This is a genomic window from Xanthomonas sp. (assembly GCF_017163755.1).
In the GTDB taxonomy this organism is placed as follows: domain Bacteria; phylum Pseudomonadota; class Gammaproteobacteria; order Xanthomonadales; family Xanthomonadaceae; genus Xanthomonas_A.
Map to the genome: position 1 here is coordinate 143,916 of NZ_JAFIWC010000006.1, position 22,883 is coordinate 166,798.

At 68.2% G+C, this 22,883-nt stretch carries 17 protein-coding genes and 1 tRNA gene; 13 read left to right on the plus strand and 5 right to left on the minus strand.

Annotated features, from left to right (window positions below; genetic code table 11):
* Positions 1-19 precede the first annotated feature (19 nt).
* The 6 genes from tssH to JR065_RS05965 all read left to right on the plus strand — a co-directional run bounded on the left by tssH (position 20) and on the right by JR065_RS05965 (position 11,288).
* The gene (gene tssH / locus JR065_RS05940) at positions 20-2,773 is read left to right on the plus strand and encodes a type VI secretion system ATPase TssH (protein ID WP_206232988.1); all 2,754 of its coding nucleotides are present in this window, start codon (positions 20-22) and stop codon (positions 2,771-2,773) included.
* Positions 2,774-2,805: 32 nt separating this feature from the next.
* Entirely contained in the window at positions 2,806-3,159 is a 354-nt protein-coding gene (locus JR065_RS05945) for a hypothetical protein (protein ID WP_206232990.1), read from the plus strand.
* Between the two features lie 92 nt (positions 3,160-3,251).
* The gene (locus JR065_RS05950; RefSeq protein WP_206232992.1) at positions 3,252-6,005 is read left to right on the plus strand and encodes a type VI secretion system Vgr family protein; all 2,754 of its coding nucleotides are present in this window, start codon (positions 3,252-3,254) and stop codon (positions 6,003-6,005) included.
* A 55-nt stretch (positions 6,006-6,060) separates the two neighbouring features.
* Positions 6,061-6,936: a DUF4123 domain-containing protein gene (locus tag JR065_RS05955; RefSeq protein WP_206232994.1), complete on the plus strand. Its 876-nt coding sequence runs from the start codon at positions 6,061-6,063 to the stop codon at positions 6,934-6,936.
* A 12-nt stretch (positions 6,937-6,948) separates the two neighbouring features.
* A complete protein-coding gene (locus tag JR065_RS05960; protein WP_206232996.1) occupies positions 6,949-10,197 on the plus strand; it encodes a toxin VasX in 3,249 nt (1,082 codons plus the stop codon).
* Entirely contained in the window at positions 10,197-11,288 is a 1,092-nt protein-coding gene (locus JR065_RS05965; protein WP_206232998.1) for a hypothetical protein, read from the plus strand. The genes JR065_RS05960 and JR065_RS05965 overlap by 1 nt, the downstream gene beginning before the upstream one ends.
* Positions 11,289-11,488: 200 nt before the next feature.
* Here the strand turns inward: JR065_RS05965 and bioB are convergent, their stop codons facing one another.
* A complete protein-coding gene (gene bioB / locus JR065_RS05970; RefSeq protein WP_206233000.1) occupies positions 11,489-12,520 on the minus strand; it encodes a biotin synthase BioB in 1,032 nt (343 codons plus the stop codon).
* 49 nt (positions 12,521-12,569) lie between these two features.
* On the opposite strand from bioB, the gene JR065_RS05975 reads away from it, so the two are divergent.
* From JR065_RS05975 to JR065_RS05985, 3 genes are all read left to right on the plus strand, one after another.
* Positions 12,570-13,295: a ComF family protein gene (locus tag JR065_RS05975; RefSeq protein WP_206233002.1), complete on the plus strand. Its 726-nt coding sequence runs from the start codon at positions 12,570-12,572 to the stop codon at positions 13,293-13,295.
* A gap of 435 nt (positions 13,296-13,730) precedes the next feature.
* The gene (locus tag JR065_RS05980) at positions 13,731-14,207 is read left to right on the plus strand and encodes a SecDF P1 head subdomain-containing protein (protein ID WP_206233004.1); all 477 of its coding nucleotides are present in this window, start codon (positions 13,731-13,733) and stop codon (positions 14,205-14,207) included.
* A 116-nt stretch (positions 14,208-14,323) separates the two neighbouring features.
* Positions 14,324-14,929, plus strand: coding sequence for a SecDF P1 head subdomain-containing protein (locus tag JR065_RS05985; protein ID WP_241093413.1), 606 nt, complete (start codon positions 14,324-14,326; stop codon positions 14,927-14,929).
* A 387-nt stretch (positions 14,930-15,316) separates the two neighbouring features.
* Here JR065_RS05985 and JR065_RS05990 read toward each other — a convergent pair whose 3' ends face one another.
* Entirely contained in the window at positions 15,317-16,741 is a 1,425-nt protein-coding gene (locus JR065_RS05990; RefSeq protein ID WP_206233006.1) for a short-chain fatty acid transporter, read from the minus strand.
* A gap of 540 nt (positions 16,742-17,281) precedes the next feature.
* A complete protein-coding gene (ubiA, locus tag JR065_RS05995) occupies positions 17,282-18,190 on the minus strand; it encodes a 4-hydroxybenzoate octaprenyltransferase (RefSeq protein ID WP_206233008.1) in 909 nt (302 codons plus the stop codon).
* Positions 18,191-18,345: 155 nt separating this feature from the next.
* Between ubiA and JR065_RS06000 the strand changes: the two genes are divergently transcribed.
* A tRNA-Arg gene (locus JR065_RS06000) sits at positions 18,346-18,422 on the plus strand.
* Between the two features lie 179 nt (positions 18,423-18,601).
* Entirely contained in the window at positions 18,602-19,432 is an 831-nt protein-coding gene (locus JR065_RS06005; RefSeq protein WP_206233010.1) for an alpha/beta fold hydrolase, read from the plus strand.
* A 429-nt stretch (positions 19,433-19,861) separates the two neighbouring features.
* On the opposite strand, the gene JR065_RS06010 is transcribed toward JR065_RS06005, so the two are convergent.
* The gene (locus JR065_RS06010; RefSeq protein WP_206233011.1) at positions 19,862-21,391 is read right to left on the minus strand and encodes a YifB family Mg chelatase-like AAA ATPase; all 1,530 of its coding nucleotides are present in this window, start codon (positions 21,389-21,391) and stop codon (positions 19,862-19,864) included.
* Between the two features lie 11 nt (positions 21,392-21,402).
* The gene (ubiK, locus tag JR065_RS06015) at positions 21,403-21,678 is read right to left on the minus strand and encodes a ubiquinone biosynthesis accessory factor UbiK (RefSeq protein WP_206233013.1); all 276 of its coding nucleotides are present in this window, start codon (positions 21,676-21,678) and stop codon (positions 21,403-21,405) included.
* A gap of 175 nt (positions 21,679-21,853) precedes the next feature.
* Between ubiK and JR065_RS06020 the strand changes: the two genes are divergently transcribed.
* Together JR065_RS06020 and JR065_RS06025 are read left to right on the plus strand one after the other, a co-directional pair.
* Positions 21,854-22,192, plus strand: coding sequence for a P-II family nitrogen regulator (locus JR065_RS06020; RefSeq protein ID WP_206233015.1), 339 nt, complete (start codon positions 21,854-21,856; stop codon positions 22,190-22,192).
* A complete protein-coding gene (locus tag JR065_RS06025) occupies positions 22,176-22,883 on the plus strand; it encodes a hypothetical protein (protein ID WP_206233017.1) in 708 nt (235 codons plus the stop codon). The genes JR065_RS06020 and JR065_RS06025 overlap by 17 nt, the downstream gene beginning before the upstream one ends.

The window sequence follows — 22,883 nt, forward strand, 5'->3', positions numbered from 1 at the left end:
TGGAGCGTCCTGTTTTCGCATGAGCATCAATCTCAAGACCCTGATCAGCAAGCTCGACGACACCTGCCGGCAGGCGGCCGAGCGCGCGGCCAACCTGTGCATGGCGCGCGGCAACTACGAAGTGGACCTGGAGCATCTGTTCCTGGCGCTGCTGGAACAGCCGCAGAGCGACTTCGTGCTGATCGCGCGCCGCTGCGGCATCTCGCCGGAGACGCTGGAGCGGGACCTCAGCGAGGAAGTCGGACGCTTCAAGAACGGCAACACGCGTACGCCGGTGTTCTCCCAGCACCTGCCCACGCTGTTCGAGCACGCCTGGCTGATCGCCTCGCTGGATTCGGAGACCACGCGTATCCGCAGCGGCCACCTGCTGCTGGCGATGCTGACCGAGCCGGACCTGTCGCAGCTGGCCTACCGCGGCTCCAAGCAGTTCGTGAAGATCAAGCTCGACGCGCTCAAGCACGACTTCGCCCGGCTCACCGAAGGCTCGCAGGAAGCCGGGCAGAGCCTGCGCTTCGCCGACGCCGGCCAGGCCGACGCCGGCGGCGACCCGGTCGACGGGCTGACCGGCACGCCGGACGGCAAGGGCGGCCTGACCAAGACCCCGGCGCTGGACCAGTTCACCACCAACCTCACCCAGCGCGCGCGCGACGCGCAGATCGACCCGGTGATCGGCCGCGACGGCGAGATCCGCCAGGTGATCGACATCCTGATGCGGCGCCGCCAGAACAACCCGATCCTCACCGGCGAGGCGGGCGTCGGCAAGACCGCGGTGGTCGAGGGCCTGGCCCGGCGCATCGCCGAGAAGGACGTGCCCGACGTGCTGCAGGGCGTGGAACTGCACGTGCTGGACATGGGCCTGCTGCAGGCCGGCGCCAGCGTCAAGGGCGAGTTCGAGAACCGGCTCAAGAACGTCATCGACGAGGTCAAGAAGAGCCCGCACCCGATCATCCTGTTCATCGACGAGGCGCACACGATGATCGGCGCCGGCGGCACCGCCGGCCAGAACGACGCGGCGAACCTGCTCAAGCCGGCGCTGGCGCGCGGCGAACTGCGCACCATCGCCGCCACCACCTGGAGCGAATACAAGAAGTACTTCGAGAAGGACGCGGCGCTGGCGCGGCGCTTCCAGGTGGTCAAGGTCGAGGAGCCGAGCGAGACGCTGGCTTCGGCGATGCTGCGCGGCATGGTGCCGCTGATGGAGAAGCACTTCGGCATCCGGGTGATGGACGAGGCGGTCACCGAGGCGGTGCGCCTGTCGCACCGCTACATCAGCGGCCGCCAGCTGCCGGACAAGGCGGTCAGCGTGCTCGATACCGCCTGCGCGAAGGTCGCGCTCGGGCAGAGCGCCACGCCGGCGATCATCGAGGACACGCGCAAGCACCTGGACCGGCTCGAGGCCGAACTGGCCGCGCTGAACCGCGAGACCTCCGGCGGCGCCCGGCACCACGACGAGCGCGTGGCCGAGCTGCGGCAGGCGCAGGAAAGCGCGCGCCAGGTGCTGGCCGACAACGAGGCGCGGCTGGTGCGCGAGCGCGAGCTGGCCGAACGCATCGTCGCCCTGCGCACGCAGATGGAAGCGGCGCCGGCCGCCGCCGAACCTGCGCCGGCGGCCGACGGCGACGGTGCCGCAGCGGCCAAGCCGGCACGCGGCGCGGCGAAAAAGGCCATCGCGGCGGCCTCGCCGCAGCAGGCGCAGCTGGACGCGCTGCTCGCCGAGCTGCGCGAGCTGCAGGGCGAGACCCCGATGGTGCCGCTGCAGGTCGACGGCGGCGTGGTCGCCGAGATCGTCTCGGCCTGGACCGGGGTGCCGCTGGGGCGCATGGTCAAGGACGAGATCCGCACCGTGCGCAACCTCGACCGCCTGCTGGTCGAGCGCGTCATCGGCCAGGACCACGCGCTGGCCGCGATCGCCCAGCGCGTGCGCACCGCCACCGCCAAGCTGGAGGACCCGAACAAGCCGCGCGGCGTGTTCATGTTCGTCGGCCCGTCCGGCGTCGGCAAGACCGAGACCGCCCTGGCGCTGGCCGACATCCTGTACGGCGGCGAGCGCAAGCTGATCACCATCAACATGAGCGAGTACCAGGAGGCGCACAGCGTGTCCGGGCTGAAGGGCTCCCCGCCCGGCTACGTCGGCTACGGCGAGGGCGGCGTGCTGACCGAGGCGGTGCGGCGCAATCCGTACAGCGTGGTGCTGCTGGACGAGGTGGAGAAGGCGCATCCGGACGTGCTGGAGATGTTCTTCCAGGTGTTCGACAAGGGCGCGATGGACGATGCCGAAGGCCGCGAGATCGACTTCCGCAACACCCTGATCATCCTCACCTCCAACGTCGGTTCCTCGCAGATCATGCAGGCCTGCCTGAACAAGCCGGCCGAGGAGATCCCGGACGCCGAGGCGCTGGCCGAGGCGCTGCGCCCGATCCTGATGCGCAGCTTCAAGCCGGCCTTCCTCGGCCGCCTGAAGGTGGTGCCGTACTACCCGATCAACGACGACGTGCTGGCGCAGATCATCGCGCTCAAGCTCGGCCGCATCCGCGACCGCGTCGCCGCCAACCACAAGGCCGCCTTCCAGTGGGATCCGAGCTTGGTGGAGGCGGTGCTGGCGCGCTGCACCGAGGTGGATTCGGGCGCGCGCAACGTCGACCACATCCTGAATGGGACGCTGTTGCCGGAAATCGCCGAGAGCGTGCTCGCGGCGATGGCCGAAGGCGGCAAAATCAACGCCATCAAGGTCGGCGCCGGCAAGAACGGCGCGTTCAAATACAAGCTATCCTGACACCCGCAGTCCATCACCAAGGAGGAAACACCATGGATTTCTACGGATACGATCGCGCCAAAGCCATTGCCCATTGCGACAGCCTGGCCCTGGGACGGGCGAGCCGCGACACCGACAGCCTGCGCAGCTGGAACCGCCTGCGCCCGGAGCACGTGGTCGAGCTGCTTAGCAATGCCGCCGCCGACGCGCGCGCCGATGCGCGCACGCTGGCCTCGCTGATGGAGCGCGCTTCCTGGCGCATCCACATGCAGGCGCCGGCGCAGGCCAAGGCCAACCAGCTGGTCAGCAACGTGCGCGAAGTGGCGATCACCGCCGCGGGGCGCGAGTTCAAGCTGCAGTGCACCGAGACCCCGTCGCTGCAGCTCGAGCGCGTCATCGCCGCCTGAATCGCTTCACCACGCGCCACCCTCCAGGCCGCGCTCGCGCGGCCTTTGGCCGCTAGGCGCGGGCGGCCGATCTGTGATCGCAAGGAGCACCTATGGACCCGGTCGCCACTGTACTTTCCGCCCTGAGCGCCGCCCCGCGGCAGCAGGAACGCTTGCTGCGGCTGCATACCGCGCTGGGCCCCGACGTGCTGGTCGCCGAGACCCTGGACGGCCGCGAGTCGGTCGACGGCGGCGGTTTCCGTTTCGAAGTGGGCGCGCTGTCGGCCAATGCCGGCCTGAGCCTGGACGACCTGCTCGGCCAGCCGGTGCTGCTGGAACTGCTCACCGCCGATTCGACCACCGCGCTGCGTCCGTTCCACGGCCATGTCACCGCGTTCGAACGGCTCGGCAGCAACGGCGGGCTGGCGCGTTACCGGCTGGTGGTCGAGCCGTGGCTGGCGCTGCTGGCCCAGCGCCTGGACAGCTACGTGTTCCAGGACATGAGCGTGGTGGAGATCGCCGAGAGCGTGTTCGCCGACTACGCCGAGCAGGGCGCGCTCGCGCCGGCGTGGCGCTGGGAGCTGGCCGACCGCGGCGTGTACGCCAAGCGCAGCCTGACCACGCAATACGAGGAAACCGACTTCGCCTTCCTCAGCCGATTGCTGGCCGAGGAAGGCATCAGCTACTGGTTCGAACACACCGGCGCGGCCGACAGCGACACCCGCGGCACGCACACGCTGGTGCTGTCGGACCACAACGACGCCTTCGCCGACCTGGGCGCGGTGCGCTACCACCGCACCGACGTCACCGAGCAGCAGGACAGCGTGCAGCAGTGGTCGCCGGCGCGGCGCTGGCGTACCGCCAAGCTGGCGCGCGCCAGCTGGGACTACCGCAGCCTGAGCCTGCGTCCGGCCGGCGCCGAAGGCACCGCGCTGGGCGACATCGGCGCCGAGGACGTGGACACCGCCGGCCCGTACGGTTGGCAGAACACCGCGCGCGGCCAGCGCCGCGCGCAGCAGCAGCTCGATGCGCAGCAGGTGGCGGCGCAGACCATCGAAGGCCAGGGCAGCTGGCGCCGGCTCGCGCCGGGCAAGCGCTTCGCGCTGAGCCAGCATGTGGGCGTGGCCGCCGATGCGGCGTTCCTGTGCCTGCAGGTGCGGCACCAGGCGCGCAACAACCTCGGTGCGGATGTGTTCGACGCGCTGGAGCAGTCGCTGGGCACGGTGACCGTGGCCGGCGCGCCGCTGCCGTCGGCGCTGGCAGGCCTGGGCGCCGGCTATGCGCCGCCGCAAGACGATGCGTCGGTGGAGTTCTACCGCAACCAGTTCACCGCCCTGCCAGCCACGGCGACCTACCGGCCGCAGACCGAGGACGGCCATGGCCTGCGCCTGCATCCCAAGCCGACGGTGAGCGGCACGCTGAGCGCGATCGTGGTCAGCGACGGCGACCCGGTGCAGTCCGACCGCGACCACCGGATCAAGGTGCAGTTCCCGTTCCAGCGCGGCGCCGACGCCAGCAGCGCGCTCGCGCACCCGGCCGGCGACGACAACGCGCCGGGCACCGCCTCGGCGTGGACCTGGGTGCGGGTGATGACGCCGTGGGCCGGCGACAACTGGGGCGGCGTGGTGCTGCCGCGCAAGGGCCAGGAGGTGCTGGTAGCGTTCCTGGAAGGGGACATCGACCGGCCGGTGGTGATCGGCAGCATCTACAACGGACGCGGCCAGGACGACGCGGCGCACAACCAGGTCGGCGGCGGCGGGGCCGGCGCCACCGGCAATGCGCCGTCGTGGTTCCAGGGCAACGAGCACGGCGCGGTGTTCACCGGCTTCAAGAGCCAGGCGCTGGCGCAGAGCCAGGACGGCGCCGGCGGCTACCAGCAGCTGCGGCTGGACGACACCCCCGGCCAGGGCCGCGCGCAGCTGTCGACCACCCAGCACGCCAGCACGCTGACCCTGGGCCACCTGAAGGGCGGCGGCGACAACCTGCGCGAAGGCGAGCGCGGCTTCGGCGTCGAGCTGTCCACCCAGGCCTATGGCGCCGTGCGCGCCGGCCAGGGCCTGCTGCTGACCAGCGAGTCCGGGCAGCAGCAGCTGGCGGCCAGCGAGGCGCTGTCGCAGCTGGAGCAGGGCGAACAGCTGCTGCAGGCGCTGGCCGATGCGGCCAAGCAGCAGCAGGCGCAACTGCCGAACGACCCGGACACGCTGCCGGCGCAGGAAGGGCTCAAGACCCTGCAGGCCAGCCTCAAGGCGACGCAGAGCGGCAGCGCGGCAGGCCAGCTCAAAGGCGGCGACGGCCAGGCCCCGGGCTGGAGCAGCCCGGCGCTGCTCGGCAGCGGCACCGCGGGCATGATGAGCCTGACTCCGGCCGACCAGGTCTGGGTCTCTGGCACGCAGACCGCGTTGCTCGCCGGCACCGCGCTGAACTGGGCCAGCCAGGCGCAACTGGTGATGGCCGTGGCCGGCGGGCTGGTGCTGTACACCCAGGGCGGCGAACCGGTCGCCGGCAGCCCCAACCAGGAACGCGGCATCGCCCTGCACGCCGCGCAAGGCGCGGTCAGCGCCCGCGCGCACAAGAACCTGGCCAAGATCGCGGCCAAGACCCAGGTCAGGATCGCCAGCACCACCGCCGACATCCAGATCGCCGCCCCCAACAAGCACCTGCTGGCCACCGCCGCCGGCGCCTACATCAAGCTGGAAGGCGGCAACATCGAACTGGGCGCGCCGGGCAAGATCGAATTCAAGGGCGGGAACCGGGTGTGGACGGGGCCGCAGTCGGCAAGCAGCCAGACCACGCTGCCCAACGCGAGCTACAAGGGGTGCGACTACAAGATGCAGGCCGCGGCCCAGGGGGGAGAGGCGATTGTCTGACGCACGACTTCACTCGGCCAAGGAGAACGTACGGGGCGCGCTGCTCGCAGAAGGCATGAAAGACGCGCACGGGCGCCTGTGTGTGCTCGTAGATCCGATCCTTGTGGACCCATTGCGCGACGCCCCGACGCGCGCAGAGGCCATCGTTCTGCCGCTACGCCGCCGGGATCTGAAGGACGAACAACGGCCTTATCTGCTGGCGCTCGGGGATTTCGGCCGCGACCAGGCTATCGAAACCAGCATAGGCGTCGCCGTTTCCGAGGCCATGCACCTGGACGACTCGGCGCCCCGCGCGCGCTCGGTGTGTGGCTGGATACGCTCCGGCTCGCTCAAGGAGCTCGCGTCGCACATGGCCGGCTGCGCAGCCCTGACCCTGCAAGGCGAGTCCCGGATGCTGCGGCATTGGGATCCCCGCATCATGGACATCCTGGCCGCCCTGGTGAATCCGACACAGAGGCAATGTCTGCTCCGCCATGCAACGGCTCGATACTGGCTCAGGCGCGATGGTGCCATCCAATCGATCGTCCTCGACCAGGCGAGCGCCGAGCCGGACGCCGCCAGTGCGTTGCGCCTGGATGACGGCCAGCTGGACTTGCTCGTCCAAGCCGGATACGTCAACCGCGCGCTGGACGTTCTACAGGAGATGGGGCGTGACATGGCCGCGCTGTCGCCGGCCAAGCTCGCGCGTAACTTGCGCGCCGGCATGCAGTCCTGGAGGCTGGATACGGAACGAGACAGGGTGATGTACCTCGTCTACGTGGCAATGGTCGGCGAGGGATTCGATCGCACGCCCGAGGTACATGCGCGGATGCTGGCGGCGCAGGCCAGCGGCAGTTCGGTGATGGATGCTTTGGATGCCTTTGACGATGCCTATTGGCAGTCGCTCGGCAGTACAACGTTGGCTCATACGGCAGTAGAGCCGGTTCGATAAGGAGAGCGGATCATGGCAGATGGTGGAATCGCTGCGGCACGAAAGACGGTCGCGAAAAACACGACGGACAAGCAGCCCGGTGACCAGTGTCCCAACTGCGTCAAGCAGGGACTGGCGGTCCTGCCCGTGGTATCCGGCGTCCTGCCCAAGAACATATTGGCCGCGGCGATGCTGAGGTCCGTCACCTCGGGAGTCTTGTTCAGAGACCCGGGAGCCAACGAGCTGGAAGCATTGAGCAACGCGTTGCGGGCTACCGACCTGACCGACCACTGGTACTACATGCGTTCGGTGCCGGCGGGCTATATCTATATCTACGACCTGGCCAAAGACGCTTGGCTGAAGGCGTATCTCGTAGATTCCTCGGGCCTGCTGCGCCAGATGCCGATCGCCGACCTTCCCGAGAGCGCCAGCGAAGCCAAGCCGTTGGACGAGCCAAGCGCGTGCATGCGCACGGAGCACAATCCCACGGCCCTGCAGTATTTCGTGCTCGACCCTGAAAAGACGCCGCGCGTATGCGTGGCCTTCAGTCGCTATCGTTGGTCGAAGAAGGTGCTCGACGACTACCAAGCGAACAAGGACGGCATCCGCGACAAGCGCATGTGGGCCATGGACGTGGTCGCGGCCGCCCGTAACGATGTCGGTGTAGGAAGGACCGTGACGCATGCTAGGCAGATGACGGCCGACATAGGCAAGCACGTGGCCGACTACGCCTCGCAGACGACGCGCGATCAGATCAGCGCCATCCAGTTGCAGCGATTGCACAATCGAGGCCCCAAGGCATCGCTCATGGCGCAGGCTCCATTGCTGCAACTGGGTCTGCCAAACGCGTCGTCGCCAGGCGCGCAGCTGGCCGCAGAAATGGCCAAGTCCTCCAAGGCGACCGAAGGCAAGACCGGCGTCATCCTGTACATGGAGGACACCGTCGGCGTTGCGATGCAGATGAATCACTATCGCAGCCGCACGGCCGCCGAATTGGCCCATGTTGCAGGGATGGGTGATGAGATGCGCAGCCGCAAGCGCATAGTCGCCGAGCTCATCGAGGGCATCCGCCTCAATGCCGAGAAAAACCCTGGCCCCTGGTACGCATCGCACTACGGCCCCGACCGGTATCTTCGCCACATCGACCAGACCGCATGGCGTGCGGCGTTGGACGAAAAGCGAACTGCTGATTCGTTGATTGCGTATGGCGAGAAGGCCAGCGCAGATTACTGCGCCGTGATGACTTCGGAAGCCTGGAAGCTCCAGCAGCGCTCGGATTTTTCGGACGATACTCGCTCGGGGCTCGACCATGAGGACATGGTGGCGTGCTGCATTGCCGGTTCCGGGCAGACCGGCAAGGAACTCGATCAGATATGGATGAGCGTGCTCGATCTCCCGGAGGACGATCCCAACAACTGGCTCGCCCGCAGCCTCAGTGCCGCGCATACACCATTCCTAACCTACTTGGCAGGAAACCCGGGCGATCAGGACGAAGCTTACGATGCCGCTGCAGAGGCCACGGGGGTACTGAGCGAGTATTCTGCGAAGGCGCTGGTCGGTGTCGATAACTTTCGTAGGGCCATTCGCGCTACGCGAATGGCCAACCAGAATACTGCGACGATCATAGAGACCAGCGCCGGGCTGTTGTTCAAGCTGAGGCAAAAGAACCCGAAGGCATACCGAAAGCTGCTGCGGAAAGTCACGCTTGCCTTGATTACTCGTGAAGACATCGCCGTGCAACCGTCGTTGCTCAAGGGTACCTGGCAGCAGGTTTCGCAGAAGTTCCTGGCTGTAATGTTAGGTGATCCACGTGTGCGCGCGCAGGTGCCGGTCGCTTCGACCCGGGGCAGTACCGTGGGCCTGTCGCCGATCAACAAGCCCGGCTTGTCGGGTGCGATGGATGGTGCACTGGTGCTGGCGCCCCCCACAAACAGGGATGAGGCCATTGCCGCTGTCGCCTGGGTGGTCAAGAAAATGGAATCCGGCGCTACGCTCGATTACGACGCGCTTAAGAGGATGCGTCTAACAGAGATACAGATCAGTACCCGTTCGGGCGCCAATCCCAGCCAGAACAATCCTTTGATGGAGAATCATCTTAACAAGGTGATGGATAAAGCTGGAGCGGTTCTCAGCGCCGGCGCAGTGTTCTTTCAAGTGGCTGCTGGAGCCAGCGTCATCGAGCAGTATCGCAGCAAGGCGAGCCCTTCAGCGGAGGACAAGTTGGATCTGGCGGTGGGCCTGTCCTACTCAGTGTTGGGTTGCTTGAGCGCAGGCATGGAACTTTTCGTGGCGGTGCAGGCCGTGCGAGGCGTAGAGACGACTACAGTTCGCTTGGTGGCAAGATGGGCGGCGCGCGGAGGATTGGCTGCTGGCGTGATTGAGGGGGGATACTCGATCATCAAGGGACGTGCAAAGATAGCGAGTGGCGATGTGGATTCGGGACTTTGGAGTATCGGTTCGGGCGCCGCGCTGGTAGTTGCAAGCGTCGCTGGTTGGGCCGGCGCTGGAGCCGCTGCAGCAGCCAGTTCGGGTGCTGCCGCCACGGGAATAGCTGCGTTGATGGGTCCGGTGGGCTGGGCTCTCATCGTCGTCGCGGCGTTGGGGCTGGCGCTGTACTGCGCCTGGCAGGCATTCGCCACCGACGATTCCGAATTATTGCCCGTTGAATATTGGCTAGACAACGGCGTCTTTGGCAAGGGCGCGCATCGTGCGGACGAGAAGAATGCTTTCGGAAAGGCTGGGGCTGTTGCTCCTTTTGCCACCCTCGCTGACGAGGTGCGGGCCTTCCAGCGCATCGTATTCACCGCCATGGGGCGGTTCAGTGACTTTCGCGACAGACACGGTATTGGCTATCACTTCAGCTATCAAGTCGACCTGCCTCGCTACACGAAGGGCAGTCGCCTTGAGTTGCATTTCACCGCAGTCAAGGATGGTCGCCGTATGAAGAAAGGCGAGGCAGGAACCATCATCTGTGAGGATGGTAAGCAAAGTCTGTCGATTGGTCGGGCTGGGCGTAAGAATTTGCTGGCTGAAGAGGCTAAAGGATATGGGCGTCCAGAAATCAAACTGGACCCCACTACGGGCGCGATGAATCTGTCCGGAGTGTTGGTATTTCAGCGCGATGAGCCATGGTCTGAATCGATGATCGAATGGATGACCGGCAAGGAAATCAACCCGGAAGCTATATATGTGGATGGCCTGGAGATGGAGGGTACCTATTGGCCCGACAAGGACGGTATGCCGGACGTAGTGAGCACATTTCGGCATCCGGAACCGCGTTAATGGCGTTGTACCGCAGTCTGCCGCTGCCCGGCGAGAAGGACAATATGTATTATGTGATGCCTGGGGCAGGCGGGCCTTCGCAAGAAGAGGCTTCGGCGAATGCGCGGCAAATGGTGTCGGCGATCAATCCAGCCTACTTGGAGTTCACCAAGACTTATCGCGCTAGCTTCCGCCCTTTTGCGCTGCTGATCACGGCCTGGGCTGGAGGGTTTATGCTTCTTTCGAGTCTTCCTGACCTATACAAGGTTAACTTCGGCTTCGGCAAAATAAACTGGAACGATGATTTTTTGGCGGCCTTTCTTCTGAACGCTGTCTCTATCTTGGTTCCAGCGATTTGTGCTGCGATTTTCTTCAAGCAACTCCGCTCGCCACAATCACGGATTATTCTAAGTCGTAAGCTTCGCCGTTTCTACCAGTGGCAAGGCAAGAAGTCGGGTTGGACATGGGTCGATTACGACAAGGCGGTGCCTGCTGTCTACGGGCATATGGCAGTCACGCCTTACGGCGCAAGTTCCATGTACATGCTGGACGTGAACGAGATCGAGCCTGCGACACGCAAGATCTTGAAGGGCATTCGGGTGAGCGATGCAGCGAATGCAGTGCTGCCGCAGGCTGAGTTGTGGGAGTTCATCCGCTTGTACATGGACGCGCCTGCGCACAAGGTGCCTCCGATCGAATACCGCATTCCCGAAGGGCAGTCGCATGGGATCCATGCCCGGATCGACCGGGATACCATCCCGGGGCTGCTGGACGACGAGCATCGCCTGAAACCGGGCCTGTTCAACAAGCTCTACTTCGGAATGGGCGCGATGTTCGGCTATTGGGCCGACCGGATGATCCCCTGGATCGAGCGGCACACGCCTCACCCACCGTTGCCGCCTGAGCTTGAAAAATCGATGCAGTGGAGCGGAGAAAATCCCTATCGAACTACGCCGCCGACGGAGATCGAACAGAAGGCAATCGACGGAAAGTTGCCCTACATGAACCTGCGTTGGCGCATCGGCATGACGCTGTCCACGTTGTTCTATGGAGGAAGCTTTTTGTTCATGGTCTTTGTCGGGTGGCGCGAAGTCATCTTCGGGCCCGATTGACCGGCGTCCTGACCCAAGCGGCATGCGGTGTTTATCGATGGCGACAAGATCGGTCGCCGTTTATCGGCCCGGTAGTTTGACCTGTTGGATGGTACTTGCCGCCATGTCGCGCGATCCATGATGTGCAGCGCGGATCGATCTTGGAACTGCTTCGCTGACGCCCTGGTTACGAGTTGCACCCGCTGCCAGGGCGGCCGCGGTTACGCCGCGTGCCCGCAGCACTCCTTGGTGATATCCGCATGCACGGTCCCCGGGTGATCGTGGTCGCCGGCGTCCACGGTGATTGGCATGGGGCTCAGGCCCAGGCGCGCGAACAGCGCCTGGTCGCGTTCGGTGTCGGGGTTGCCGGTGGTCAGCAGCTTTTCGCCATAGAAGATCGAGTTGGCGCCGGCGCAGAAGCACAGCGCCTGCAGTTCGTCGCTCATGCTCTCGCGCCCGGCCGACAGGCGCACCATCGAGCGCGGCATGGCGATGCGCGCGACCGCGATGGTGCGTATGAACTCGAATGGGTCTAGTTCGCGGGTGCCGTGCAGCGGGGTGCCGGCGACCTGCACCAGGCGGTTGATCGGCACCGAGTCCGGGTGCGCCGGCAGGTTGGCCAGGGCCTGCAGCAGGCCGGCGCGCTGTTCGCGCGATTCGCCCATGCCGACGATGCCACCGCAGCAGGTCTTCAGGCCGGCGTCGCGCACGTGTGACAGCGTGTCCAGGCGGTCCTGGTACTGGCGCGTGTGGATGATCGAGTCGTAGAAGTCCGGCGCGGTGTCCAGGTTGTGGTTGTAGTAGTCCAGCCCCGCCGCCTTCAACGCCTGCGCCTGCCTGCCGTCGAGCATGCCCAGCGTGGCGCAGGTCTCCAGGCCCAGCGCCTTCACCTGGCGGATCATCTCGGCGACCTTGGGGATGTCGCGGTCCTTCGGCGAGCGCCATGCCGCGCCCATGCAGAAGCGCGAGGCACCAGCCGCCTTGGCCTGACGCGCCTTCGCCAGCACCGCGTCGGTGCTCATCAGCTTCTGCGCATCCACGCCGGTGTCGTAGCGCTGCGCCTGCGGGCAATACGCGCAGTCCTCAGGGCAGCCGCCGGTCTTCACCGACAGCAGCGTCGATACCTGCACCTGCGCCGGGTCGAAATGCTCGCGATGCACGCTGGCGGCCCGGTGCAGCAGGTCCGGGAAGGGCAGGTCGAACAGGGCGAGCAGTTCCTGGCGTTGCCAGTCGTGTCGGATGACAGCGAACATGGGGGTTTCCTGACGGTAACGGGCTGGGAAAGCGGGCAGTCTGGTGAGCATGGATATCCCTGTCAACTGCGAAGGTTCATTTGAAGTTGACGGCTGGTGGCGTCGATTGCAACGCTGCCTGCTGCCGACGCGCTGTCTGGTGTGCAAAGAGCCGGGCGCCGTCACCCTGGACCTGTGCGCGGCCTGCAGCGCCTCGTTGCCGTGGAACGGCTGCGCCTGCCAGCGTTGCGCCGCGCCATTGCCGGCCTTCGAATCCGCCACGCTGTGCGGCCGCTGCCTGCGCAAGCCGCCGCCGCTGGAAGCGACCGCCAGCGCCTTCGTCTATGCCGCACCGGTCGACGGCCTGCTGCGCCGCTTCAAGTTCCACCACGATCTGGCGGCGGGCCGGCTGCTGGGCGCGTTGCTGCTCGAACGCGCCGCCGGGTTGCCGCGGCCGCAGGCACTGGTGCCGGTCTCGCTGCACCGCGCCCGCCTGCGCCAGCGCGGCTACGACCAGGCGCTGGAGCTGGCCAGGCCGCTGGCGCGCGGGCTCGGGCTGCCGCTGTGCGACGTGCTGCGGCGGGTGCGCGCGACGTCGCCGCAGTCCGAGCTCGATGCGGTCGCGCGCAGGCGCAATCTGCGCCAGGCATTCGCGGTGCACGGCGCGCCGCCGGCGCACGTGGCGCTGATCGACGACGTGATGACCACCGGCGCCACCCTGCATGCGGCGGCGCAGGCGCTGCGGCGCGCAGGCGTGGCCCGGGTGGATGCGTGGGTGGTGGCGCGGGTGCCCTGACCGGCATGGTCGAGATGCGTTGTCGCTATCGGACTAGGCCGGCGCGCTCGGCGTGGCGGCTTCGGACATCAATGCCACGCTGGGCACGATGATGGGCCGCAGCTACGTCAACGGCTTCCTCAACAACCGCCGGGTCAAGCGCGTGTAGGTGCAGGGCATGTCGTGCTGGACGCGTGAGAGACAGCGAGAGCCAGATGGCTGATGCCGATAAGCACCAACTGCTGACGCGCTCGCTCCGATTGCGCCCGAGTGCGGCCTTGCTAGCTGCCGTCGGTGCCAGTAGTCGAGCGTGGCGCCGCGGCAGGCTTACCGCCTGTCCAACCGCATGCGCAGCATGGCCTGTTCTGTCGCGCCAAAAACGTCCTAGGATGCGAGCCATTGAACGGAGAAGCGATGATGCATGGAGGGTCCCGGTGGGGTTGGCTGCTGCTCTGCATGCTCGCCATCACGGCATGCGGCCGCGCGTCGTCCAGCGAGCCGGCGCCGGATGCGGTCAAGGCCGTGGTCGAATGGCGCAGCGTCAGCTACGAGCCGGTGCCGGGGTACGAGCGGGCGGTCGGTGGCGATGGCCGGCCGCTGTACCTGAAGCCGGAACCCTTGGTCGCGGGGGCGACCCTGCTGACGGCCCGCGCCAACTTCGATGCCGGCGGAACGCCGGTCATCGATATCCGTTTCCGCCCCGAGGCCAAACAGCAGATCGCGCAGATGGCGCAAGCGCATATCGGCAAGCCGATCGCGTTGCTGGCCAACGGCCAGGTGCTCACCGTCGCCACCGTCGCCGGTCCGTTCGCCGACAGCATGCAGCTCGGCGGGATAGGAGACGTGCAGGAGCAGCAGCGCATGCTGAAACTGCTGACGCGCGCGCCGGGCCGGCGCATGGTGCCGGAGCACATGGAGGTGGAAGCGCGGTAGCCAACGCGGCAGGCTCGTGTCGCCATTGCTGTCACCTGTACTGAACGCGGCAGGAGCAAGCAGTGCGTCTGCGAAGGGCAGGTTGGCGGATCGGCGGGCCTGCCCACGCCCCATGTTTGCGGCCCCCGGATGGAGGCAACGGATGGGTCATCATGAGCGGTGCGCTTATGATGGCATTGGAAAAACACCTGGAGGATGCGATGCGCGGAACCAAATCATGGATGTTGTCGCTGGCCTGCTGCGTGTCGTTGGCCGCGTGCGATCGGCAGGAGCCGGTCCCCGAGGCGGTGCCGGTGAAAGCCGCGGTCGAACTGCGCCAGGCCAGCCATGCGCCGCAGCCTGGATATGCCGAGACGGCCTACAGCGCCGCACTGGGGCAGGGTGGCGTGGTGTATCTGGCGCCGCAGCCGCTGCTGCGCGCCGATACCGGCGTCACCGTCTCCCGCGCCACTGGCGGCGACGACCGCCCGGCGATCGCGCTGCGCTTCGATGCGGACCAGGCCCGCCGCATCACCGAGGCGACCTCGCAACAGATCGGCAAGCCCATCGCCTTGCTCGGCGACGGACAGGTACTCACCGTCGCCACGGTGATGTCGCCGCTGTCCGGCGACATGCAGATCAGCGGGCTGGAGGACGAACCGGCGCAGTCGCGGATCTTCGCGTTACTGACGCGTACGCAACCCGACGCTTCGCCGCGCGCGCCTGCGGGCAAGACCCACTGAGCCTCGCGTTCGTGCCGCGATTAGCAAGCTGCGCGAGCGATGGCGGCGAAAGAGCGTCCCGCAGTGGCGCGTCGCCGCCGTCGCTTCGATAGTGGCCGGGATCCACTCGGCCGTTCTTATCTGCGGGTACCGATCATGTAGGAGCGACAGCAGCCGAGGCGGCTTTTGTCGCTACCCCGCGCGGGTAGCCTGGCCAAGACGCCGGACGTGGCGCTGCTCCGGATCCGTCGGAAACCGACCTACGTATCGCCGTTGGCCGCGCAAGGCGGTCGCCGACCCGCGCCACGCCGAACGACCGATGACCTGAGCTCACCCAGTCGTCTTGCTGGCTGCACACGCCAGAGTCGGATGCTCCCAGGCGAGCGCCATCGCACGCACCATGCTGCGCTACGGCATCACCGGCGGCACATACGGCAGCGTCAGCCCCAGCAGCCACAGCAGCCCGAGCACCAGCGGGATGTGCACCAGCAACTGGATGAAGGTGAAGCCGACGATGTCGCGCGCCTTCAGGCCCAGCACGCCGAGCAGCGGCAGCATCCAGAACGGGTTGATCAGGTTCGGCAGCGCCTCGGCGGCGTTGTAGATCTGCACCGCCCAGCCCAGGTGCACCTTCAGTTCGTTCGCGGCCTGCATCACGTACGGCGCTTCGATGATCCATTTGCCGCCGCCGGACGGCACGAAGAAGCCGAGCACCGCCGAATACGCGCCCATCACCAGGGCGAAGCTGTCGGCGCTGGCGATGCGCACGAACAGGCTGGACAGCCGGTGCGCCAGCGTCGCATCGCCGCTGCCGACGGCATGGGTGAGGATCATCGCGATGCCGCCGTACAGCGGGAACTGGATCAGCACGCCGGTGGTGCTGGGTACCGCCTTGGCCACCGCGTTGAGGAAGCTGCGCGGGCGCCAGTGCAGCAGCAGGCCCAGCGACAGGAACAGGAAGTTGTAGGTGTTCAGGCTGGCGATCGCGCCGACCACCGGCTTGCTCGCGAACTCGCCGGCCAGCCAGCCGAACGCGAGCAGCGACAGCAGCACGGTCAGCAGCGGGCTGTATTCCAGCCATTCGCCCGGACGGGTGCGTGGCGGCAGCGGCTCGGGTTCGGCCAAGGCGGCGCCGGCGAACTCGCGCGCGGTGCGCGCCGACGCGCCGCTGGGCGCGGTCAGCCAGGCGATCAGCAGCGAAACCGCGATCAGGATCGCGGTCAGCAGCAGCGACTGCCACAGCAGGATGGTCTGGGTGAACGGCAGTACGCCGGTGATCTCGAGCAACCCCGGCGGCATGCTGGCGGGGTTGGCCTGCAACTGCGCGGCCGAAGAGCTCAGCCCCATCGCCCACACCGCGCCCAGGCCCAGGTAGGCCGACGCGCCGGCGGCGCGGTAGTCCATGCCCAGCGCCTGGCGCCGCGCCAGCGCGCGCACCAGCAGGCCACCGAACACCAGCGAGAAACCCCAGCTCAGCAGCGAGGCCAGCATGCTGATCAGGCCGACGTAGACGATGGCGCCGCGGCCGCTGCGCGGCACGCGCGCGAGCAGCTCGATCAGCCGCGACACGACCGGCGCGGTGGCCACCGCGTAGCCGCCGATCACCACGAACGCCATCTGCATGGTGAACGGGATCAGGCTCCAGAAGCCTTCGCCGAACGCCGCCGCGGTGGCCTGCGGCGTGGCGCCGAAGGCCATCGCCGCCAGCGCGACGATGACCACACCGAGCACGGCGAACACGTAGGCATCGGGAAACCAGCGCTCGGCCCAGGCCGCGCAGCGCAACGCGGCGCGAGCCATCCATCCATCGTGCGAAGCGGCAGTGGTGTTCATGTCGGAACTCCGGTCGGCGTCCGGGCGATTCTGCGCGCCGGCCGTCGCCTCCGCCAGCCGCCGCTCGAAACGGGCGCGATGGCAGGAACGGGTTGTGTGACCTGGGCGCCGAGTGCCGCTGTCCGTTGCTCGCTCGGCGGGTCGTTCGGACTGCCCGCCGCGGCTGCGGCAGCCGGCTCCGAAAACGCGCCCATCCAGCGGGACGTTCCTTCGTACGACGCGCCAAGCCGGGACTCGACACCGCTCGGGCGATCTCGGCATGAGCCGCCCCACATGCACTGGAAGTCTGCATCGCCAGCGTCGCACGCAATGTCAGTCGCCAGCGGCGCGCAGTTGCCGTGCCGCCATGCTGTCGGCAGCGATCCGGCGGACTGAAATTGGCGCCGCTCTGCGCTGCGGCGTGGCGTGGCGTGGAGCGAAGTGGCTGCTGCAGATCGGTCCGCACACCTGCACCACCACCTTGCAGCAGGCCGAGGCCGCCGCGGCCGCGCGCCAGGCCGACATCGCCGCCGCGCAGGCCACGTGGCCGCGCAGCGGGCGTCAGGCCGCCGGCGAACGCGTCGCCAGCGCGGCGACGATGCCGGCGAAGATCGCCAGGCCGACCCAGTTGTTGTGCAGGAAGGCGCGGAAACAGGCGCTGCGCTCGCGACCGCGCGCCAGCGCGAACTCGTAGGCGACCAGCAGCGCGGCCACGCCCAGTCCAGCCCAGTACCAAGGGCCCAGCGCGCCGCGGGTGCCGACGAAGCCCAGCGCGACGAACATCAGCGCGTACAGGATGGCTTGCGCGACCAGGTCCAGGTCGCCGAACAGGATCGCGGTGGACTTGGAGCCGGCGCGCAGGTCGTCCTCGCGGTCGACCATCGCGTACCAGGTGTCGTACGCGGTGGCCCACAGGATGTTGGCCGCGTACAGCAACCAGCCCAGCGCCGGCACCTCGCCGCGGATCGCGGCGAAGGCCATCGGGATGCCCCAGCCGAACGCCATGCCGAGGTAGACCTGCGGCAGGTAGGTGTAGCGCTTCAGGTAGGGGTAGCTGGCGGCGAGGAACAGCCCGACCACGCTCAGGCCGATGGTCAGCGCGTTCATCGTCAGCACCAGCGCGAAGGCGACGACCATCAGCAGCGCGAACAGCGCCAGCGCCTCGCGGCCGCTGACCGCGCCGGTGGCCAGCGGCCGCCCGCGGGTGCGCTCCACCTGCGGGTCCAGCCAGCGGTCGGCGTAGTCGTTGATCACGCAGCCGGCCGAGCGGGTGAGCCAGACGCCGGCGGTGAACACGAACAGCGTCCACAGCGGCGGCAGGCCGTCGGCGGCCAGCCACAGCGCCCACCAGGTCGGCCACAGCAGCAGCAGCGCGCCGATCGGACGGTCGCCGCGCAGCAGTTTCCAGTACTGCCCCAGGCGCGCGCGCGGCGGCAGCGCGGCGGGCGTTTCGTAGCGTTCGTAACCCATGCGACAAGGGTAGCAGCCGGGCCTGTCCGGCGGCAGCACGGCGCGGTCCGCCATGCCTGCGCCGCGGCGGTGGCGGGCGCGGGACCCGCTGCGGCCGCAAGGGACGGCAAGGGGGAGACGCGGCGCGCGGTTTGCCGTTAGAATGCGCGTCCGTTGCGCCCGTAGCTCAGCCGGATAGAGTAGTGGCTTCCGAAGCCATTGGTCGGGGGTTCGAATCCCTCCGGGCGCACCATCGAACAGTGCTGTGGATGTTCCACCAGATCCCGATGCCGGCATGGCCCGGCTGCTGAGCGCGCAAGGCGCCGCCATGGCTGGCCCGTACGCGACCGCCATGCAAGGCCGGCGGCAGTGCCGGCCCTCGTCCCCTCTCGTTCCCGCCATGCCGGCCGGCGCCGGCCTGCGGTGGCGCAGGTGAAGACCGCGTTCGAACCACCCGGCAAGCCGGCGGTACGCACGCTCGGCGACGACGACGCGATCGCCTACCTGCGCGTGGGCCGCGGCGCGCCGGTGGTCCTGGTGCACGGCGCGCTGTGCGACTACCGCTACTGGTGGCCGCAATGGCGCGGCCTGGCCGAGGCATTCGAACTCACCTCGCTGAGCCTGGGCCGGTACTACCCGGCGCTGGCGTCGGCGGCACGGCACACGTTCGGTTGGCGCTGGCATGCGCAACAGGTGGCGGCGTTCATCGCCGCCAGCGGGCCGGCGCCGGTGCACCTGGTGGGGCATTCGCGCGGGGCGGCGGTGGCCTGGCAGGTGGCCCTGCAGCATCCGCAACTCCTGGCCAGCCTGAGCCTGTTCGATCCGGGCGGACCACAGCCGGGCGGCCTGCCGGCCGAGGTCGAGGCGGTACGCGAACGGGCGGTGGCGCTGGTCGCCAGCGGCCAGGTCGAGGCGGGGCTGGCGTGCTTCGTCGATTCGGTCAGCCAGCCGGGTGCCTGGGCGCGCAGCAGCGAGATGTTCCGGCAGATGGTGCGCGACAACGCGGCGACCCTGGCGCCGCAGTTGCGCGATGCGTTGCCGCCGTACCGGCGCGAGGACGCGATGGCGCTGCCGCTGCCGGTGTTGCTGGTCACCGGCGAGCGCAGCCCCGCGCAGTACCGCGACAATGCGGCAGCGCTGTCCGCATGGCTGCCCGACGCGCGCTGGCACGCGCTGGCGGGGGCCTCGCACGGCATGACGTTCACCCATGCGCGCCGCTGCAACGCCTTGCTCGAGGAGTTCTTCCGCCTGCATGCGCGCTAGCGCGTGGTCGGAGCCGTGGGTGCTTGCGATCAAGCAGCCGCTGGGAGCGGCGCCTGGTGCTTTGGCCATCCGTCGCGACAATTCGTCGTCAAAACTGCCGCGGCTACTGGCCCGAGGTCCGGATCGTTCCTACACGTGATCCACCGTGATCGGAACACGCCACTGGCCCGGTCGCGTGCCAGTGGCACAGACCCGTGGCCTAGCTGCTGGAGCGCAAGCGTGGCGAGCGCGGCGCGGCGGCGCGGGCTCACTGCGCGAGCGGCGGCATCTCTTCGCGCGCGCTGAAGTGGATCGAGGCTGGTGCACGTCGCACTGGCCTCGAAGCGCTGGACGCACATCGGCGCGGCGTCGACGTTCGAGCCGAGATGTCCATTCGCCGCGCGGCACACCCAAGTTCCTGCAATGCTGTTGCCAAGCGCGTGGCACGTCCTAGCCGCTGGCCATGGCCGGCACCGCCACCTCCTCGCCACGATCCAGCTGCCGATAGCCGATCGCCTCGCTCAGGTGCGCGCTGCCGATGGCGTCGCTTTCGGCCAGGTCGGCGATGGTGCGCGCCACGCGCAGGATGCGGTGCAGTGAGCGCGCCGACAGCCGCAGCCGTTCGATCGCATGCTCGAGCAGCGCCTCGTCGCGCGCGCCCAGCCGGCAGTCGCGCAGCGTTTCGCTCTGGCCGAGCTGGCCGTTGGGGCGTCCGGCGCGCGCCAGCTGCCGTTGCCGTGCATGTTCCACCCGTGCACGCACCGCGGCGCTGGATTCGCCGGGCGCGGCGTCGGCACGCAAGGCCTGCGGCGGCAGCCGCGGCACGTCCACGTGCAGGTCGATCCGGTCCAGCAGCGGGCCGGAGATGCGCGCGCGGTAGCGGCGCACGCTGTCCGGCGTGCAGCGACAGCGCCCGCTGGCATCGCCGGCCCAGCCGCAGGGGCAGGGATTCATCGCCGCGACCAGCTGGAAGCGCGCGGGGAACTCCGAACTGCGCGCCGCGCGCGACACCGTGACCGTTCCCGATTCGAGCGGCTCGCGCAGTACTTCCAGCGCATGCCGGTTCCACTCAGGCAACTCGTCCAGGAACAGCACGCCGTGATGCGCCAGCGAGATCTCGCCCGGGCGCGGATGGGTGCCGCCGCCGACCAGCGACACCGCGCTGGCGGTGTGGTGCGGCGCGCGGTAGGGGCGCTGCCGCCAGCGTGCCGGATCCAGGCCGCGGCCGCTGACCGAGGCGATCGCCGCGCTTTCCAGCGCTTCGGCCTCGCTGCTGTCGGGCAGGATGCCGGGCAGGCGTGAGGCCAGCAGGGTCTTGCCGCAGCCGGGACTGCCGATCAGCAGAAGATGGTGGTGCCCGGCCGCGGCGATCTCCAGCGCGCGCCGCGCATGCGCCTGCCCGCGCACGTCGGCCAGGTCCGGGAACGGCGTGGCCGCGGCCGGCAGGGCCTGCGCCGCCGGCAGGGTCTTGCTGCCGTTCAACAGCGCGCAGACTTCGAGCAGGGTACGCGCGGTATAGGCCTGCACGTGCTGCGCCAGCGCCGCTTCGGCGCCATTGCCGGCCGGCACGATCAGCGTGCGGCCGGCCTGCGCGGCGACGAGCGCCGCCGGCAGCACGCCGTCCACCGGGCGCAGTTCGCCAGTCAGCGCCAGCTCGCCCAGGAATTCGTAGCCGCCCAGCGCCTGCGGATCGATCTGCCCGGCGGCGGCGAGGATGCCCAGCGCGATCGGCAGGTCGAAGCGGCCGCCTTCTTTGGGCAGGTCGGCTGGGGCCAGGTTGACGGTGATGCGCCGCGCCGGGAACTCGTACTGCGCGCAGAGGATGGCGGCGCGCACGCGGTCGCGCGATTCGCGCACGGCGGCCTCCGGCAGGCCGACGATCTGCGTGGCCGGCAGCCCGCCGGACAGATGGACCTCGACCCGGACCGGAGGCGCAAGCACCCCCGCGCGGGCACGGCTGTGCACCAGCGCCAGGCTCATGGCGGCGGGGATCAGGCTTGCGGCGTGCTGTCGGTACCGCTGCCGCTGCGCGCGGCTTCCAGCGCGGCCACGGTCTGCTCCAGCGCGTCCAGCTTCTCGCGGGTGCGCAGCAGTACCGCGCGCTGCACTTCGAATTCCTCGCGGGTGACCAGATCGAGCTTGCCCAGCCCGGCCTGCAGCGCGCTCTTGAAGGTGTTCTGCAGTTCGTCGCGGGATTCGCGCAGGCCCGGCGGCACCAGGTCGCTGAGGCGGCGGGCAAGGTCGTCGAGTTGGTTGAAGTCGATCATGGCTGTGCTCCGGCAGGTGGCGCCAGACTGCGGCATCCGGCGGTCCGGGGCCATCGGTGCTGGGCGCGGTGCGCTGTCGGAAAATTCCGGCGATGAAGCGCGCGTTCATTGAACCCGACGGCCGGCCATCACGCAACCGCGTTATCCTGACGCCATTGGGATTGGAGAAAGCCGCATGAAGATGATCATGGCCATCATCAAGCCGTTCAAGCTCGACGACGTGCGCGAGGCGCTCGCGGCGCAGGGCGTGGCCGGCATCACCGTGACCGAGGTCAAGGGCTTCGGCCGGCAGAAGGGCCACACTGAGCTGTACCGCGGCGCCGAGTACGTCGTCGATTTCCTGCCCAAGGTGAAGCTGGAAGTGGCGGTCAGCGAGGACCAGGTCGAGCGCGTGGTCGAGGCGATCGTCAAGGCCGCCGGTACCGGCAAGATCGGCGACGGCAAGGTGTTCGTGTACGACCTGGGCACGGTGGTGCGCATCCGCACCGGCGAACTGGATGCCGACGCGCTGTAGAACCCAGGCCGCCAGCCTGCCGCCACGCTGCGCGGCGGCGGCCACGCTGCTGTTGGCGGCGCTGACCCTGGCCGGCTGCGGCGGAGAGCCGGCGGCGTCGCAGGCGCAGGCGCAAGCTGAGGCGCCGGCACCGGTGCACGATGCGCTGCAGCGGCCGCAGCTGTTCCGCGACGCGTTCGCCGAACTGAAGGCACGGCCGGAACTGACGGGGCGCGAGCTGAAGGTGTTCCAGTACGTTTTCTTCCACGACGACGGCACGGTGATGCTGAAGGTGCAGAACCCGCAGCGCCCCGGCCAGCTGGATCACTACGAGTATCGGCCCGCCGGCAGCGGGCGGCCGACGCCGGCCTGGGACGGCCCGCACGTGTTCGCGCGCGATCGCGATCCGGCGGAACTGGCGCCGCAGCTGATCCGGTTGGACGAAGTGCCGCTGCAGGCGTTGCCGGCGGTGGACAAGGCGCTCGACAGGCATCTGGAAGGGCTGAAAGCGCTGCACCCGGAGCAGCGCGAGAATCTGGAGCTGGCCGACGGCGACCGTTCGATCTACTTCGTGGTCGGCGGCAGCGACGGCGAGCGGCGTTGGGAAAGCAAGGTCAACGCCCTGTACGCATGGCCTATGAGCGCGTATCGCTTCGGCTTCAGCCCGGACGGAAGTTTCTACATCCTTGAGGAGATCCCGCCACCGCGTTAG

What these genes read in the sequence shown, in the direction of transcription:
- JR065_RS06025 (WP_206233017.1), top strand. Translation starts at nt 22,176, where the DNA reads ATGCCGACGCGCTGTAGAACCCAGGCCGCCAGCCTGCCGCCACGCTGC.
- JR065_RS05955 (WP_206232994.1), top strand. Translation starts at nt 6,061, where the DNA reads ATGAAAGACGCGCACGGGCGCCTGTGTGTGCTCGTAGATCCGATCCTT.
- JR065_RS06020 (WP_206233015.1), top strand. Translation starts at nt 21,854, where the DNA reads ATGAAGATGATCATGGCCATCATCAAGCCGTTCAAGCTCGACGACGTG.
- JR065_RS05960 (WP_206232996.1), top strand. Translation starts at nt 6,949, where the DNA reads ATGGCAGATGGTGGAATCGCTGCGGCACGAAAGACGGTCGCGAAAAAC.
- JR065_RS05965 (WP_206232998.1), top strand. Translation starts at nt 10,197, where the DNA reads ATGGCGTTGTACCGCAGTCTGCCGCTGCCCGGCGAGAAGGACAATATG.
- JR065_RS05945 (WP_206232990.1), top strand. Translation starts at nt 2,806, where the DNA reads ATGGATTTCTACGGATACGATCGCGCCAAAGCCATTGCCCATTGCGAC.
- JR065_RS06010 (WP_206233011.1), bottom strand. Translation starts at nt 21,391, where the DNA reads ATGAGCCTGGCGCTGGTGCACAGCCGTGCCCGCGCGGGGGTGCTTGCG.
- JR065_RS05975 (WP_206233002.1), top strand. Translation starts at nt 12,570, where the DNA reads ATGGATATCCCTGTCAACTGCGAAGGTTCATTTGAAGTTGACGGCTGG.
- bioB (WP_206233000.1), bottom strand. Translation starts at nt 12,520, where the DNA reads ATGTTCGCTGTCATCCGACACGACTGGCAACGCCAGGAACTGCTCGCC.
- JR065_RS05980 (WP_206233004.1), top strand. Translation starts at nt 13,731, where the DNA reads ATGCTCGCCATCACGGCATGCGGCCGCGCGTCGTCCAGCGAGCCGGCG.
- JR065_RS05990 (WP_206233006.1), bottom strand. Translation starts at nt 16,741, where the DNA reads ATGAACACCACTGCCGCTTCGCACGATGGATGGATGGCTCGCGCCGCG.
- tssH (WP_206232988.1), top strand. Translation starts at nt 20, where the DNA reads ATGAGCATCAATCTCAAGACCCTGATCAGCAAGCTCGACGACACCTGC.
- JR065_RS05950 (WP_206232992.1), top strand. Translation starts at nt 3,252, where the DNA reads ATGGACCCGGTCGCCACTGTACTTTCCGCCCTGAGCGCCGCCCCGCGG.
- ubiK (WP_206233013.1), bottom strand. Translation starts at nt 21,678, where the DNA reads ATGATCGACTTCAACCAACTCGACGACCTTGCCCGCCGCCTCAGCGAC.
- ubiA (WP_206233008.1), bottom strand. Translation starts at nt 18,190, where the DNA reads ATGGGTTACGAACGCTACGAAACGCCCGCCGCGCTGCCGCCGCGCGCG.